Annotated in this window: 13 protein-coding genes; 3 read left to right on the forward strand and 10 right to left on the reverse strand. The window is 63.9% G+C overall.

The genetic code is table 11. The features are described from left to right. From ENJ19_09915 to ENJ19_09930, 4 genes are all read right to left on the reverse strand, one after another. Window positions 1–612: diguanylate cyclase (locus tag ENJ19_09915; protein HHM06039.1), on the reverse strand; the 612-nt coding region annotated here is incomplete at its 3' end. 285 nt (window positions 613–897) lie between these two features. Further along, window positions 898–2307, reverse strand: coding sequence for a hypothetical protein (locus tag ENJ19_09920; GenBank protein ID HHM06040.1), 1410 nt, complete (start codon window positions 2305–2307; stop codon window positions 898–900). A gap of 100 nt (window positions 2308–2407) precedes the next feature. Then, a complete protein-coding gene (locus tag ENJ19_09925; protein HHM06041.1) occupies window positions 2408–3517 on the reverse strand; it encodes a glycosyltransferase in 1110 nt (369 codons plus the stop codon). Next, window positions 3514–4419, reverse strand: a complete 906-nt coding sequence (locus tag ENJ19_09930; GenBank protein HHM06042.1) for a sulfotransferase — start codon at window positions 4417–4419, stop codon at window positions 3514–3516. The genes ENJ19_09925 and ENJ19_09930 overlap by 4 nt, the downstream gene beginning before the upstream one ends. A gap of 142 nt (window positions 4420–4561) precedes the next feature. On the opposite strand from ENJ19_09930, the gene ENJ19_09935 reads away from it, so the two are divergent. Genes ENJ19_09935 through ENJ19_09945 form a run of 3 tightly spaced genes read left to right on the forward strand, consistent with a single transcriptional unit; the run spans window position 4562 to window position 8052 of the window. Then, the gene (locus tag ENJ19_09935) at window positions 4562–5674 is read left to right on the forward strand and encodes a glycosyltransferase family 1 protein (protein ID HHM06043.1); all 1113 of its coding nucleotides are present in this window, start codon (window positions 4562–4564) and stop codon (window positions 5672–5674) included. Further along, window positions 5667–6878 carry a hypothetical protein gene (locus ENJ19_09940; GenBank protein HHM06044.1) on the forward strand — a complete coding sequence of 404 codons (1212 nt, stop codon included), beginning with the start codon at window positions 5667–5669 and terminating at the stop codon, window positions 6876–6878. Before ENJ19_09935 ends, ENJ19_09940 begins: the two co-directional genes overlap by 8 nt. Before the next feature lie 34 nt (window positions 6879–6912). Further along, the gene (locus tag ENJ19_09945; GenBank protein ID HHM06045.1) at window positions 6913–8052 is read left to right on the forward strand and encodes a glycosyltransferase family 4 protein; all 1140 of its coding nucleotides are present in this window, start codon (window positions 6913–6915) and stop codon (window positions 8050–8052) included. Between the two features lie 48 nt (window positions 8053–8100). Here the strand turns inward: ENJ19_09945 and ENJ19_09950 are convergent, their stop codons facing one another. The 6 genes from ENJ19_09950 to ENJ19_09975 all read right to left on the reverse strand — a co-directional run. Next, window positions 8101–8790 (reverse strand): D-glycero-D-manno-heptose 1-phosphate guanosyltransferase, encoded by a 690-nt coding sequence (locus ENJ19_09950; GenBank protein HHM06046.1) that lies wholly within the window; start codon window positions 8788–8790, stop codon window positions 8101–8103. Then, the gene (locus ENJ19_09955) at window positions 8790–9371 is read right to left on the reverse strand and encodes an SIS domain-containing protein (GenBank protein HHM06047.1); all 582 of its coding nucleotides are present in this window, start codon (window positions 9369–9371) and stop codon (window positions 8790–8792) included. The genes ENJ19_09950 and ENJ19_09955 overlap by 1 nt, the downstream gene beginning before the upstream one ends. After that, window positions 9368–10393 (reverse strand): dehydrogenase, encoded by a 1026-nt coding sequence (locus tag ENJ19_09960; GenBank protein HHM06048.1) that lies wholly within the window; start codon window positions 10391–10393, stop codon window positions 9368–9370. Before ENJ19_09960 ends, ENJ19_09955 begins: the two co-directional genes overlap by 4 nt. Beyond that, window positions 10390–12537 carry a hypothetical protein gene (locus ENJ19_09965; protein ID HHM06049.1) on the reverse strand — a complete coding sequence of 716 codons (2148 nt, stop codon included), beginning with the start codon at window positions 12535–12537 and terminating at the stop codon, window positions 10390–10392. Before ENJ19_09965 ends, ENJ19_09960 begins: the two co-directional genes overlap by 4 nt. Before the next feature lie 462 nt (window positions 12538–12999). Next, a complete protein-coding gene (locus ENJ19_09970) occupies window positions 13000–13902 on the reverse strand; it encodes a glycosyltransferase family 2 protein (GenBank protein HHM06050.1) in 903 nt (300 codons plus the stop codon). After that, window positions 13886–14794 (reverse strand): sulfotransferase (locus ENJ19_09975; protein ID HHM06051.1); only part of this gene is annotated, 909 nt, incomplete at its 5' end. The genes ENJ19_09970 and ENJ19_09975, both read right to left, overlap by 17 nt.

Here is a 14794-nt window from a genome sequence, read left to right on the forward strand (position 1 = left end):
CTCATTGAAAGCGTAGGAGCACATGGTCCCGCCGTCCACCTCCCCCGCCAGCACCGCGCGGGCGATCCGGTCTTGGGGAACCCCGAGAAATTCCAGCCGCGAGAGATCATCATAGGGGTCCAGACCGGCCTCGTGCATCTCCCGCCAGGCCATCTGGAAACCACCGAAAGAATCGGGGCCCACCGCCGCCAAGGACTTGCCGGCCAACTGTTCCAGGGTTCTTATGCCGCTGTCTTTGCGGGTGATGATGACGGCACCATAGGCGCTCTCACCCAGGGCGGTGGGCCCCCGCTTCAGGGTGGCGATGCGCGTTGCCCCCAAGCCGGCTTCGAGAACAACATAGTCACCGGAATTGGTGATCACGAAATCCAGCCGGCCCTCGCCCGCCTGGCGGTGCAGCGCCTCCAGATTCAGGGGAATAATGCGGAAGCGGTAACCGGGGACCGCTTCGCTCAGGTAGTCCGCCGTGGCCTGCCAGCGCCCCGCTTCCAGCTCAGCGCCGCGAAATCCCAGCACCCCGACGGCGACGTCCTGAACGGCACTTGCCGGGTACGTGGTGACACTGAACAGCAGGAACAGGAAAACTGTGATGCCGGCTTTCCGCACGCGCATCGACCTCTTTTTTTTCGCGGTAATCAATTAAATCTATGCCCTGGCGGACATAAAATCCAGACAGGTGCTCACACCACGGAAAAACACAGCGCCATTAGCCGCAAGCGCGGCGCGGGCACCCCCCCGGGCATCGTCAACGCCGCCCTACCCTTAACAGGATGTTGCAAAAGGCTTTCCTGGCCTTTTGCAACGCCGGTGCAGCCCTACGCTGCACACTGCTTGCTGCAAAACAGAGTTTTGCAGCAAGCAGTCAAGACAAGCAATCAAGCCCCTGGCACCGCCGACTCACCAAGCGCGCTTTGACACTGACAGGCGGGGCTTGGGCGCAAACCGTGGCCGCCAGCCGGGATTTGTCCCCACCCCGCTGTAGGCGCCATAGAACCGCCCGGCTCTCACTGTCCCGTTGAAGTCCCGGTTCCATTCCGGATAAGCCCGCAGGCGCAGATCAGCCACCGCGCGGCCGCCGAGATACCCCTTGGGGTACAAATCCAGACGGCCGAAAGGGGCGTAGGGCGCGGTAAGATAGCGGCCGGCGGCCTCATAGGGCCCCACCCGGTTGTCCCCCTGCACCCCTCCCACCACGGGCACCCGGGCAAACACTGCATTGCCGGTGAGGTATTGGGTGTAGTCACCCCGGCGCTGCCCGCGCCGCACGGCGATACCCGTGCCCGCCGCCACCACGGTGTTGAAAAAGATGTCGATCTCACGGGGCACGTCGTTGTGAGGCTGGATGTGGATGCCGTCGCCCCGGGGGTTGACGAACAAATTGTTGTACAGGGCGATATTGCCCTCCCCCTGGAAGAGGGCTTCCCGGCCGTGCGGGTTGTCGTAGAACACGTTGCGGTAAATCAGATAGCGGTCCTCGGCCCCGGCTCCGGCGAGAGGCCAGTGCCCCACCAGCACATTGGGCCGGGCCATGCCGGCCACGTCCAGCCCCGTGCGCTTGACGAACACGTTGTCGCGGATCACCGTCACCGCCGGGGGGCCGGCCAGTCCCGCCAGGGGCGGGCGGGCTTTTTGGTGCTTGATCTGCAAATCATAGCCCACGCTGTCCACCACCAGATTGTTTTCGATCAGCCCCCGCACGAAGGGATCACTGCCGTCGGAATTGCCCAGATACATGCCCGTGCCCGCACCCGTGATCACATTGCCCCGGATCGTCCAGTCCCAGGCCGGGCATTTGGTGGAAATGCCCACGGTCTGCTGGCTGTAGCCGTGGCGCTCAATGAGCAAATCTTCCAGCACGATGTGGTGGGCCCAGCGGGCAGGGCCCTCACACTTGACGCCGTCCGCCGGCAGGTTGCGGCCGTCCAGGTGCAGACGGCGCACGGTGAGATGGGCGCTGTCGATGAGGCTGACGGTGTTGTGCCCGGCCCGGGCGGGGAACAGGGGCCGCGGGGCGCCCACCTGGCCGCTGATGACGATGGGCCGCCCCGGCTCCCCCTGCAAATGGTGCAGCGGCAGCCCCCGGCGATAGACCCCGGGTGCCAGCAGCAAGGTGTCACCCGGCTGGAGGGTGCGCAGCAGCGGCCGGTAATTGTGGGGGTGGGCCGTCAGCACCCGCGCCGCGGCGGGAGGCAGCGCCAGCCCCCCCAGGGCGGGGAGCAGAACCAGCCCGGCTGCCAGTTTCTTGACAGCTTGTCGAAAAACTCCGTTTTTCGACAAGCTGCGCGCGGTGTGAGGAAGCACTGTCATGTTCAATGACGACCAGTCATCGAAAACCTGGGGCCGCCGGAAACCGCGTCTGCGGCGGCCGGCGTCGCAAAAGGCCAGGAAGGCCTTTTGCAACATCCTGCTAAGAGAGCAGGGCGGCATAGAGCGCCTCATAGCGTCGCACCATGGTGTCCAGGGTGAACTCCCGAGCATAAACCGCCCGCCCGGCCTGCCCCATGGCCTGCGCCCCGGCGGGGTCCCGCAACAGGTCCATGAGGGCGCCGGCCAGGGCCGCAGGGTCGTTGGGCGGTACCAGGCGGCCGTTGACGCCGTCTTGCACCACCTCGCCGTTGCCGCCCACGGCGGTGGCGACGATGGGCCTGGCCGCCGCCGCAGCCTCGATCAAGGTAAGGGACAAGCCCTCGCTGTGGGAACAGAGCACGAACACATCCATCAGCGCCAAAAGGGCAGGCACGTCGTCCCGGCCACCCAGGAAGTGCACCCGGCCGGCCAGTTGCAGAGCCCGGGCCTGCGCTTCCAGCTCAGCCCGCAGCGGACCGTCGCCGATGATCAGCAGCACGGCATCGGGGCAGCACCCGCGCACCGCCGCCATGGCCTTTAGCAGCAGGCGGTGGTTTTTGATGGGATCCAGCCGGGCGACAATGCCGATCACCGGCTGCGCCGGTGCCAAACCCAGGGCCGCGCGCAAGGCGGCGGTATCGAAAGCGGCGCCAAAACGCGCGCCGTCGATGCCGTTGTGGATGGTTTCCATGCGCCGGCGCGACACACCTTCCGCGGCCAGGTAATCCTGGCAAAACTCCGCCACCGTCACCACCCGGTCCACCAGGCGCGCCAGCACCGGGTTGATGAGGCGGGCTTTGCGGCTCGAGGCGAAATCGCGGCCGTGCTCGGTGTAGACGATGGCCGGCACCCGTGCCAGACGCCCGGCCAGGGCACCGTAAAAAAAGGCGGTGGAATTGTGCAGATGCAGCAGCCGGGTGTGGTGACGGCGGAGGAAGCGGGCCAGGGTGAGGATATATCGCCAGTCCACCCCGGCCCGGCGCGGTACCAGCGCCGCACTCACCCCCCCTTGGGCGAGACGCTCAGCCAAGGGCCCCAGGCTGTCATAGCAACACACGAGCGGCCGGTAACACCGGCGGTCCAGCCCTTCGATCAAATTGACCGCCATCATTTCCAGGCCGCCGAATTGCAAGCCCTGAATGAGGTGGACGACGGCAGCAGGCTGGCTCAAACGGTGTATCCCAGTTTCGCCAGCACCACCCCCACGGCCTCGCCGGCCTGGTCAATCTCCCCCTGCGGCCAACCGCGGTAGCTGCCGGTGTTGGGAACAAAACCTGTACTTTCCGCCGCCTTGAAATCCTGCAGACCATGGTCGTGCTGACGGGCGTAAAATTCAAGCACGGTAGGATCCCAGGCCTCGCCCAGAAATTCAAACAAGGGCGGCAGGTAGCGTGCCGGCTCGCTGGAATAGTCTTCGTAGTGAATGCGAAAACATTGTTCCGGATGTGCTGCCTCGAAGGCCAGCATTTTCTCGCACTGCTCGGCCCAGTAGCAGGCATTGGTCAAGCGGGCGGAAGCGGGAAAACGCTCGGCGAAACGGCGGGCGGGGCCGCGCTCGACGTCATTGCCGTGCATGGTGGCCATGGAATTGGCCACGTCCAAACCGTGACGGTAGAGCATGATGTAACGGCACTCCGCACCAAAGATGTCGTGCAGAGCGGGCAGAATATCCACATAAGAGGGTGTTTTGTCGAACCAGCGCCGCTTGCCCTTGGCCCGCGCGTAGTCGTCGAAAATGTCCCCGGCAAAAGCCTTAAGGCGCTGGCGCAGGCCGTCGTCGTCCACCCCCACCCCCAGCAGGCCCTTGCGGTACCATTCGTCCCCCCACAGGGCGGCCACGCCGTTCAGAAAATTACTCTCCGGCGGCACGGCGATATGGGGATGACTGTCCAGCACATAGCGCAACAAGGTGGTGCCGGAACGGTAGACCCCGATGATAAAACCGGGTTTGAGCGGCTTGCGGCGGGCACTGTCGATGGTTTTGACAAGCACGCGCTCCCGCACCGGCGCAGCGCCGGCGGCACGCCTTAATTTGTCCAGTATCCGGCCGGGTAGATTCATGCTCACTGACATCCTGTTAAATGGTGTAAACTGCCGCCGCAAGCTCCACGGCGGCGCAAAATGATAACAATCCCGGCGTGACGCAACCACCGCCGCGGCGCTGCGGGCATGCTATTCGCATGCCGGCCTGCCGAGATAGTCCCCAACACCTCTTATGTCGCCCAGCACGCCAAAAACCATTGCTTATATCGCCACCAGCGCCGGCGACTGGGGCGGCACCAGCCGCTATTTGTTCGTCATGCTGCGCCAGCTCAACCGCGAGCGCTTCGCGCCCTTGGTGCTGTTTCCCGCCCAGGGCCCCATGCTGCCGGAGATGGCGCGGCGCGGCATCCGCCACCGCATCTGGCCGGAACACGAACCCCACGGCAAACTCGCCTACGCCCGCGACGTGGTCCGCTGCCTGACCCTGCTGCGGCGGGAAAAGGTCGATCTGCTCTACGTCAACCACGTGGGCTATTGGCGCCCGGCCGAAATGCTGGCGGCGCGGCTGTTGGGCCTGCCCATTGTCACCCACGCCCACCGGGTGGTGAAACAGGCCCCGCCCTATTTACGTTTTTCCACCCTGCTGCTCACCAACTCCCACTACACCGCCACCGCTTCGGTGGCCACTCCGATGCCCAGGCGCGTGATCCATTGCCCGGTGGACGTGGCCCGCTTCGACGGCGCCCGCGACATCCGCGCCGAGCTGGGCCTGAGCGCCGACGATATCGTGGTGGGTTTTTTGGGCCAGATCCGCCGCATCAAAGGCATCGACACCTTCATCGAGCTGGCCCGCCGCATCCCCGACCCGCGGGTGCGTTTCGTCATCGCCGGCGCCTGCCGCGATCCCGCGAAATTCCCCGGCTCCTACACCGAAGCACAACTCCGCGCTGCCATCGCCTTCGACCCGCGCCTGCGCTATGTGGGCTACCGCGGCGATGTGGAAAACCTCTACCATAGCGCCGATGTTATTGTTATGCCCTCACAGTGGGACGAACCTTTCGGTCTGATCACCATCGAAGCGGGCGCCAGCTACAAGCCTGTCGTCGCCAGCCGCTCAGGCGGCATTCCCGAAATCATCGAACACGGGGAAAACGGCTTTCTGGTAGACCGTTTTGATACCGCCGCCTTTGCTGAATACACCCGCCGCCTGGTGGCGGACCCCACCCTCAGCCAGCGCATGGGGCAAAACGCCCGGCGCGTGGTGGAAGCGCGTTTTGTGAACAAACCGGCACAGGATCTGGAAGCGGTGTTGGACGAGCTGCTGGCGGACGGCCACCGTGTTTGAAATCATCTTTGCAGCACTTGTGACCGCGTTCACCGGCGCGCCACTGGCGGTATTCGTCCGCTACCGCACCACGATTCTGGCCAACTGGCGCGAACCCGTGTTGCGCCATCCCGTGCTGATCGTTGAAAGCGACGATTGGGGCGCCGGACCTTCGAGGCAAGCACAGTCCCTGACACGCATCGCCGATACCCTGGCGGAATTTAAAGATTGCACCGGACACCCGCCGGTAATGACCCTGGCCCTGGTACTGGCGGTGGCGGACGGTCCGGAGATAAGGCGCAGTGGCGATTACCGGCGCCGCACCCTGACACACCCTTCCTATGAGACCCTCCGCCAGGCCATCGCCTACGGCGTGGGGAAAGGGGTGTTCGCGCTGCAACTCCACGGCATGGAACATTACTGGCCGGCGGCGCTGATGGCCAGTGATGACGAAGAGGTGCAGAAATGGTTGCGGGCCGACATGCCCCAGGCCACTGAAAGCCTCCCCTCTCCCTTGCAGAGCCGCTGGACCGATGCTTCCGTGCTGCCGTCAAAAGATCACGCCCCCGAAGCTGTGCGCCGCGCCGCCGCCGAGGAAGTGAAGCTGTACAATACTCTGTTTGGCACCTTGCCTGAGGTGGCTGTACCTACAACCTTTGTGTGGAACGATACCGTGGAAGCAGCGTGGGCCGAGGCGGGCGTGAACCTTGTTGTGACACCGGGAGTGCGCAAGCAATGCCGCGACGCACAGGGCCGACCGTCGTGCCAGGACAAACGCATACACAATGCCGAACGCGGCCGCGGCATTCATTACATCGTCCGGGACGATTACTTCGAACCCATGTTGGGCCACACGGCGGACAGCGCCCTGGCGGCACTGGAACGCAAGACCCGCTGCGGCCGCCCCTGCCTGCTGGAGACCCACCGCGCCAACTTTATTGATGCCAGTTATTCCGGCGAGCAGGCGCTGCAAGAACTGGCGCGCCTGCTGCGCCTCAGCTTGCAGCGCCACCCCACGCTCCGCTTCACGAGCACCGAACGGCTGGCGCGCGCGCTGATAGCACGGGACGAACAGTGGGTGGACATCCGCCCGGTGCGCCGTTTGCAGGTACTCGCGCTGCGGCTTGACAATATTCCCCGGCTGGGAAAGCTGGCGCGGTTCAGCGGCATCAGTGCCGTCCTGCGCGCCACCGCCACCATCATCAATCGACTGAAAAGAGGCTGAACCGACCGTGGACACCCCCTCTCTGCCCTGCCTCATGTTGACGGAAATTTTCCTGCCCACCAAGGGCGGCACGGCCGTGTCCTTCGATGACGATTTCCGCCGGCTCGGCGGCAAGGAAGTCCACATTGTCACCGCTGCCGTGCCCGGCGCCGCCGACTTCGACCGCACCCATCCCAACACCGTGCACCGGCTGGTGTTGCAACGCCACCGGTGGCTGAAGCCCGAGTCGGCGTTGATGTACGCGCGCTTCTTCGGCCGGGCGCTGCGCCTCGCCCTGACCCGACCCGTCAAAGCCGCCTTCGCCGGCCGCGCCCTGCCGGAGGGCATCACCGCCCTGGCGGTGGGCCGGCTGCGACGGGTGCCGGTGTTGATTTACGCCCACGGCGAAGAACTCACCGGCTGGGGCCGGGGCAGAAAATTCAAAGCCATGTGCTTCGCCTTGCGTCACGCCGACTGGATATTGGCCAACAGCGACTTCACCCGCAACACCCTGGTCAATCTGATCGGCGTCCGCCCCGAGCGGATCGCGTTGATTTATCCCACGGTGGACGAGACCCGCTTTCGGCCCGGCTTGCCCGGTGGTGATTTACGGCGCAGCATCGGTGTAGGCAAAGACCAAAAGCTCATCCTGTCCGTGGGCCGCCTGCAGCGCCGCAAAGGCTTCGATAACACGCTGCGCGCGCTGCCGAAAGTCATCGAACGGGGCATCGACGTGCATTATGCCTTGATCGGCATCGGTGAAGACCAGGCGTATTTGCGCAACCTGGCAAGCGGTCTCGGCGTCAGCAGGCGGGTACATTTCCTCGGCCACGTCAGTTACGAGGATCTGCCCCGCTGGTACAACGCCTGCGATGTGTTCGCCATGCCCAACCGGGACATCGACGGCGACACGGAAGGCTTTGGCCTGGTGTTTCTGGAGGCGGCGGCCTGCGCCAAACCAGCTCTGGCGGGACGCGCCGGCGGCACCGGCTCGGCGGTGGTGGACGGGGAAACGGGGCTTCGAATCGACGGTGAGAAGGTGGATGACATCGCCGCGGCGCTGGTGCGCTTGCTGTCCGATGAGCCATACGCCCAAACCTTGGGCGACAAGGGGCGGGAACGCGTCTGTTCGAATTTCACCCATCAGCGTCGCGTTGACCAACTGCGCGACCTGGCCTTGGGAGAACAACCCTAGCAGGATGTTGAAAAACTTTATTTTTCAACAAGTTGCCACAACCCGCGGTCAGCACCCTGCCAGCAGGGCCTGGGCCCGGGCATAGTCAGCCGGGATACCAATGTCGATAAACGCCCCTGGCGCGGTCACTGCCAAGGGCTGCAAATCACTCACGTGAGGCATGAGAAAATCAGCCTCGAAGGAAAAGGCTTCAGGCAAAACGAAACCGTCGAACAAGCTGGTAGCCATCAGGTACACCCCGCCATTGATGGCGCCGGGTCCCGCCCGGCCTTTTTCCAAAAAACCCCGCACCCGTCCCCCGGCAAGGGCGAGCGCGCCGTAACGGGCCACATCAGGCACCTTTGCCACAGCCATGCTGAGCCTGGCGTCCGCTGCCAGATGGGCGGCTGCCATGGCAGCGTAATCCATGTCCAGCCAGGTATCACCGTTGACCACAAAAACCTGGGGGGTGGCGATCCTACCCAACGCCAAGCGGATAGCCCCACCAGTGCCCCGCGGCTCCGGCTCCACGGAATAAGCCAGGGACAAGGACCGGTAGCGCTCACCGAAACAGCCCTGGATCACCTCGTGACGGTAACTCACCGCCAGCACGGCGCGCCCGAAGCCGGCTTCGACAAGAGTGTCCAACAACCAGGCCAAGAACGGCCGCCCTCCCACCGGCGCCATGGGCTTGGGCAGATCCGGCACCACGCTGCGCAGGCGGGTGCCGAGGCCGCCGGCCAGGATGATCGCTTCCATCAGCCTTGGGGAAACATTTGGGCTTCGATGAGATGGCAGAGGATGTGGCCCATGAGGATGTGGCCTTCCTGAATGCGCGGGGTGGAATCGGACGGGACGCGCAGACAGTGATCACATGAACCGGCCAGTTCGCCCCCGCCACGGCCGGTGAGGCCCACGGTGTGCAGGCCCTGGTCACGCGCGCTGGTGACGGCCGCAAGGATGTTGGGCGAGCGGCCCGAGGTGGAAATGGCAAAGAACACATCACCCGGCCGTCCCAGGGCCTCGATCTGGCGGGCGAACAGGCGTTCAAAACCGTAGTCGTTGCCGATGGCGGTCAGGGCCGAGGTGTCGGTGGTGAGGGCGATGGCCGGCAGGCCGGGGCGGTCGTAGTGGAAGCGGCTCACCAGTTCGCCCGCCAGATGCTGGGCGTCGGCAGCACTGCCGCCGTTGCCGGCGAAAAAAATGCTGTGGCCCTGCCGCAGGGCGCCAACGCACAAGCCGGCAACGGTTTCGATGCGTGCCACCAGGACCGCATCCTTGCTCATGGCCTGAATGTTGGCCGCAGTGGTCCGCATTTGTTGTTGGATCAGGTCCGTCATAGTTTCCACCCCTGGGTGCCGTGCTTGGTGAAATGGCAGGTGTAGAGGCGCCCCTCCAGTTGCTCCAGGGCACGCCGCACCTCCATGCGCCGGGCCGGATCGACAAACAGCATCATAAAGCCGCCGCCACCGGCGCCGGAGACTTTGCCCGCCCGCATGCCCGCCTCTTGGGCCAGGGCATAGGCCGCTTCGATGCGCGGGTTGGAGATGCTTTTCGCCATGCGTTTTTTTGCCTCCCAGCCCGCGGCCATGGAACTGACCAAGCCATCAAAATCACCTTTCAACAAGCATTCTTTGATTTGCAAGGCCTCCTGCTTCAAGGCGTGCATGGCGTCGATGGCGGTGGCGTCGTTGCGTGTCACGTTGTTGGCCTGCTCGTCGATGATCTGGGCGCTTTGGCGGGAGACGCCGCAAAAATACAGCAATAATGAGGCCTCGAACTCTGACAGGATCCAGTTCTTGATGCGCAAGGGATTGACCACCACCCGCTCGTCGGCGTGAAACTCCATGAAATTGAAACCGCCAAAAGTGGCCGCGTATTGGTCCTGGCGGCCGCCGGACAGGCCCACGTCCCGGCGCTCGATGTCGTAGGCCAGGCGGGCGATGTCGTATTCGCCCAGGGGCAGGTTCAACCACTCGGCGAAGGCTTTGACCATGGCCACCACCAGGGTGGAGGAAGAACCCAGGCCGGAGCCCGGCGGGGCGTCGGAGTGGGTGGTGAGGGTCATGGCCAGGGGCCGGCCGCCGTTGAATTCGGCAATGATGCGGTTATACACCCCTTTGTGCAGTTCCAAGGTGCCGTCCAGCGTCAGGGCGGGTTCGGCCGGGCCGGACCAGCTCTGCTGGCGGTCGGCGGCGACGAAGCGCAGTGTTCCCTGCTCGTTGGGCTCGATGGTGGTGTAGGCGTATTTGTCGATGGTGGCGTTGAGCACCAGCCCGCCATAGCGGTCGCAATAGGGGGACACATCGGTGCCACCCCCGGCCAGTCCCAGGCGCAACGGCGCCCTGGCTCTGATAATCATGGTTTGCGCTTCCGGGGTTGAGGTTCATCCGAGTGAGAGGCGCCAGTCCGCTGCGGGAAACGGTCGTCTCTCATCCAGGCGGCAAGGAGACTTTGCAGGCGCCGGGCCACATGCGGGTATTGGTCCAGCACATTGCGCTGGCAGGCGGGATCCTGGGCGATGTTGAACAGCTGATACAAGGCACCATCGATGAGTGGCTGGTAGGTCAGCTTCCAGTCCCCCAGGCGCACCATGCGGTCCTTGGCCGCGATAATCAAATCATGGTAGCCAGGCTTGAGGGCGATCATGCCCAGTTGTTTGTCCGGCACTTCCAGCAGGTCGGGCAGTTTGGGGTAACGCAGGTGCCTGGCCGGCGTACCCGGCAGATCGGTAAGCCACACGCCGGTTTCGTAAAAGGCCGGCAGGGGCGCTTCCAGCGACTCACCCCGCATCAAGGGTACCAGGGAGGTGCCTTCCATACTGGAAGGGATCGGCGCCTGGATCAAGTCCAACAGGGTCGGCGCCAGATCCACCGTGCGCACCACGTCGCTGACCCGGCGCCCGGCCGCGTGGCGCGGGTCGGCGATGATCAAGGGCACCCGGGCGGAAAAATCGCCGATGGCGGAATTGCCCTGGCCCCAGGTTTCATGCTCGAAGAATTCCATGCCGTGGTCGCTGAACACAACGACGATGGTATTGTCACTGAGCCCGGAGGCGTCCAGATAGTCCAGCACGCGCTGCAATTCATCGTCGAAATTCTTCACGCAGCCGTCGTACAAATCGATGATCTGCTCAAGATCAAACTCGGTTTTCGGCTCTCCCTGGCGGCGGATGATTTCAAAGGGATCGCGCAGCCGCGCCATGGCGAATTTGGACTCGCCCCGGTAGTTGCGGTCCGCGTACATCGTGTAGTACGGATATTTTGAAGTAAACGGCGGATGGGTGCAGGCCATGAAAGACATTAAAAAAAACGGCCCCTCACCGGCGGCCAGGCGCCTTATCATGGCCCGCGTGTCGCGCCCCACCTCCTCGGCCAGGGGATGGCCGCCAAGATAGTAGATCTCCGGCAATGCGCGCTTGCCGAAGCGGTTTTGGGTGAACAGGGACAGAAACAGGCGGATGTCCTTAGGGCCCTGGCGCAGGAGGTATTTGATATTCCACTGATCCGGCGGCATGTCGGTGTGCTGGAAGCCGAAATCGAACTTGCTGACATCGGAGACCGCCCAGTCTCCCACCGCCGCCGTTTGGTAACCCAGCTTGCGCAGCATCTCCGGCAAGGCAGCCACGGGCAGATGGGTTTCCTCAGGGGTGACGAAGGTGTCGCGCACGCCGTGGGTGTGGGGCCAGGTGCCGGTCAGCAGGGATGCCAGGCTGGGGGCGGTGCGGGCGCAGGGCACATAACAATCGGTAAAGCGCATCGCCCGCCCCGCCAGGGCCGCCAGATTCGGGGTCAGATCACGGTGATAGCCCGTGCCACTCAAGCGGTCCGCCCGCAGCGTGTCCGCACCGATCAACACGATGTTGGGCCGGTCTTTGGGCGCGGCGGCCGCGGGCGGTGGCTCTTTGGCGCGATCAACCGCCCAGGGCACAATCAAATACAGGGCGATCAATGCCGTCACCATACTGACGGCCTGCCAAGCCTCCTGCCCTGCCAGCACGAGCAAAGCCATCACGGCGTAGAGCCCAAGCGCAGTCAGCAGCACCGCATCCAGGAATCGCAGGCGCCGCGGACTGAGCCGCTCCCATAAGGCGTAAAAGCGCGTCATGGAATAATGGGAGGACGAGGCGATCACGCCGGGGGCCCACAGCAAAGTGCGCAGAACCATGCGCAAGGTGAGCACCGCCAGCGCCAGCCCCCCCGCCACCGCGGCACCGGGCCAATGATAGCTGGCCTCAAACAGCACCAGGCCCAGGCTGTAGAGCAGCACGCCGAAGTAACTCATGCCGGCGGCCAGCAACAAAGCGTAACAGCCCAGCCGGCCCAGGGCATACACCAGATACAGCCGGTAGTGGGCCAGCACCTCCCCGGTCATACGCGGTCCGGTGCGGCTGAAATCCCGCAGCGATTTGAGCAACAGCGCCAGGGCAAACAACGCTCCCAGCACCAGGCTGAGACCCAGGCCCCGCCACAGAGCGTCTAACACCAGGGCATCGGCGTCGTTCATGACGACCCGTCCCTTAAGCTGTGCCAGGCCACCGCCCTGTTCTTACCCCCCCCTTTCAAAAAGGGGGGTTGAGGGGGATTTTCAAAACAGCGTTTCAATGATCTCAGCCGGGGCGCATCGGCATGCGGTGCAGATCCCCCCCGGCTTCCCTTTTTATCAACCCGGCAGTCAAACAGGTCGTCCTGACCTGTTTGACTGCCGCCCGCGGAATACGGGTGCCATTGGGCGAAATGGCGGGTATTTCGCGGGCTCGCATTGGCTTGCGCCAATGGCGGCACCTCCCTGTGCCGCGATATCAATCCGGCAATCTCAATTGCCGGATTGATAAAAGGGGAGAGCGGGACGGCGGCGCGGTACTGACAAGGGCGGCTGGGCAACGACACCGCACGACGCCATCCCGTCAAGGCGGACGCGGCAGCCGGAACCCTTTTCCATGTCGAAATCATCACTGGCTCTATCGCATCACACCGGCCGGCCCAGGGCCAGGTCGCGCAGCAAACCCAAACACAAGCGCCCCCGCGCCCACGGCGCCAGCATCAAAGCGCGCAGGACATCCGCTACAGCGTCCAAACGCCGCCCAGCACGATAGCGCCATTTGGCGTAATCGGCATACACGCTCGCCATACCGGCGCGCCAGTGGGCACCTTGCAGGCTGGACGGCAAAAGGCAGCGGTTTTTTTTCATCACGCTCAACGCAGCATCCCGCATCACTTCCCGGTTGCGGCTCATGCTGTCAGGCCGTTTCACGATCACCGCCAAGGCTTTGGATACGCAGGCATACGGCGCCGCCGCCGCCAAGCGCATCCACATATCGATATCCTCCAAACTGCCCAAGCCTTCATCGAACAGACCCACCCGGTCGAACAGACCGCGTCTGACCATCACCCCCGACCCACTGCCCGCCACGGCCGCATTTTCATGAAACAGGGCGGCCAAAAACGAGCCTTCCCATTGCGGGCACGCCCAGATACCCAGCAGTGCGCCATCCGGATCCCGCACTTCAGCAGCAACGGAACAGAAACCCACGTCTGGCTGTTCTTTCATCAAGGCCGATTGCGCAGCGAGCTTGCCCGGCAACCACCAGTCGTCAGCATCCAAAAAGGCGACCAGCTCACCCCGCGCCACGCGGATGCCGGCATTGCGGGCGCTGGACAAACCACCATTGGCTTTGTTCACCACGCGAATGCGGTCGCCATAGCCGGCCAGAGCTCCGGCGGTATCATCGGTACTGCCGTCATTCACCACCACCACCTCAAACGGCACCCCCGCTTGCGCCAGGACGCTGTCCACCGCCTGCCCCACGCACCAGGCGGCGTTGTAGGCGGGAATGATCACCGACACGAGGGGCTCAGCCATCGCTGCCATACCCCAGTTTTTCCTGCATGGGCGCGATCATGGGCAAAATGCGCACCACCGCTTCGGGATTGTGGTGCTTCCATTTTTGCTTTTGTGGCGCCCCTTTGACGATGCTGGTGGGCCTGCGGTTGAGGTTGGCACAACGTGCTTGCAGCTTGGCGTCGAAGTTGATATTCAAACGCTCAAACACGGGCTTGAACATTTCCACCGGCGCTTCGAAGATGTCTTCATACCGCAATTGAATCCACTGCTGCGGGGGTATTGCAACCTTGGCCTCCAGCGCCATGCGGTTGGCGGTGAGCCACTGGTAGGCGCACACCTCCTCCAAAGACGCACGATTGTAGTCCCGCCAACCCGGCGGCAGAAAAAATGACCACTCCTTGAACTCGCCGTTGTTGATGGCCACCGGCTCCGGCGGCGGACCTAAAAACTGGGACAGACGGAAATGGCCATCGTGACGCCAACCGTCCATCATGGAACTCACGTTGTCGCGGCCGTCGCGATGGATGTAAATAAAAGTGGCCTTGGGAAACAAAGCGTGGAGATAGGGCACCCGCATGACGTTGATGCAGGTCTTGTCCAGCACCCGCCCCGCCCCCAGACGCTGGAAAAAATGGCGCAAGGCCGCGGCGCGGTGCGCCGCCCGGGCATGTTCAGCGCCGGCCGCTTCCGACTGCCAATGATTGTGCCCGGGGCCCCACAGGCCATTCCAGAAACTGGGAATTTCAAACCCAAAGAACAGCAGCCCGGGGGCAGCGGCGAGGGTCTCGTAAGTGACCGTGGTGCCGGAGCGGGAACAACCGATAATGAACACCGGATCGGGCTGGTGGGGATGGCGCGCGTCCCAATACAGGCCGCGCAGCCCATAGCGCACCTCGCGCAGGTTCTTGGCGCGAATTTC

Source organism: Gammaproteobacteria bacterium, from assembly GCA_011375345.1.
Classification (GTDB): Bacteria; Pseudomonadota; Gammaproteobacteria; order DRLM01; family DRLM01; genus DRLM01.

Coding starts and splice junctions, on each gene's coding strand:
- ENJ19_09965 (HHM06049.1), bottom strand. CDS start 12,537: ATGAACGACGCCGATGCCCTGGTGTTAGACGCTCTGTGGCGGGGCCTG.
- ENJ19_09920 (HHM06040.1), bottom strand. CDS start 2,307: ATGACAGTGCTTCCTCACACCGCGCGCAGCTTGTCGAAAAACGGAGTT.
- ENJ19_09935 (HHM06043.1), top strand. CDS start 4,562: ATGTCGCCCAGCACGCCAAAAACCATTGCTTATATCGCCACCAGCGCC.
- ENJ19_09955 (HHM06047.1), bottom strand. CDS start 9,371: ATGACGGACCTGATCCAACAACAAATGCGGACCACTGCGGCCAACATT.
- ENJ19_09960 (HHM06048.1), bottom strand. CDS start 10,393: ATGATTATCAGAGCCAGGGCGCCGTTGCGCCTGGGACTGGCCGGGGGT.
- ENJ19_09970 (HHM06050.1), bottom strand. CDS start 13,902: ATGGCAGCGATGGCTGAGCCCCTCGTGTCGGTGATCATTCCCGCCTAC.
- ENJ19_09945 (HHM06045.1), top strand. CDS start 6,913: ATGTTGACGGAAATTTTCCTGCCCACCAAGGGCGGCACGGCCGTGTCC.
- ENJ19_09930 (HHM06042.1), bottom strand. CDS start 4,419: ATGTCAGTGAGCATGAATCTACCCGGCCGGATACTGGACAAATTAAGG.
- ENJ19_09950 (HHM06046.1), bottom strand. CDS start 8,790: ATGGAAGCGATCATCCTGGCCGGCGGCCTCGGCACCCGCCTGCGCAGC.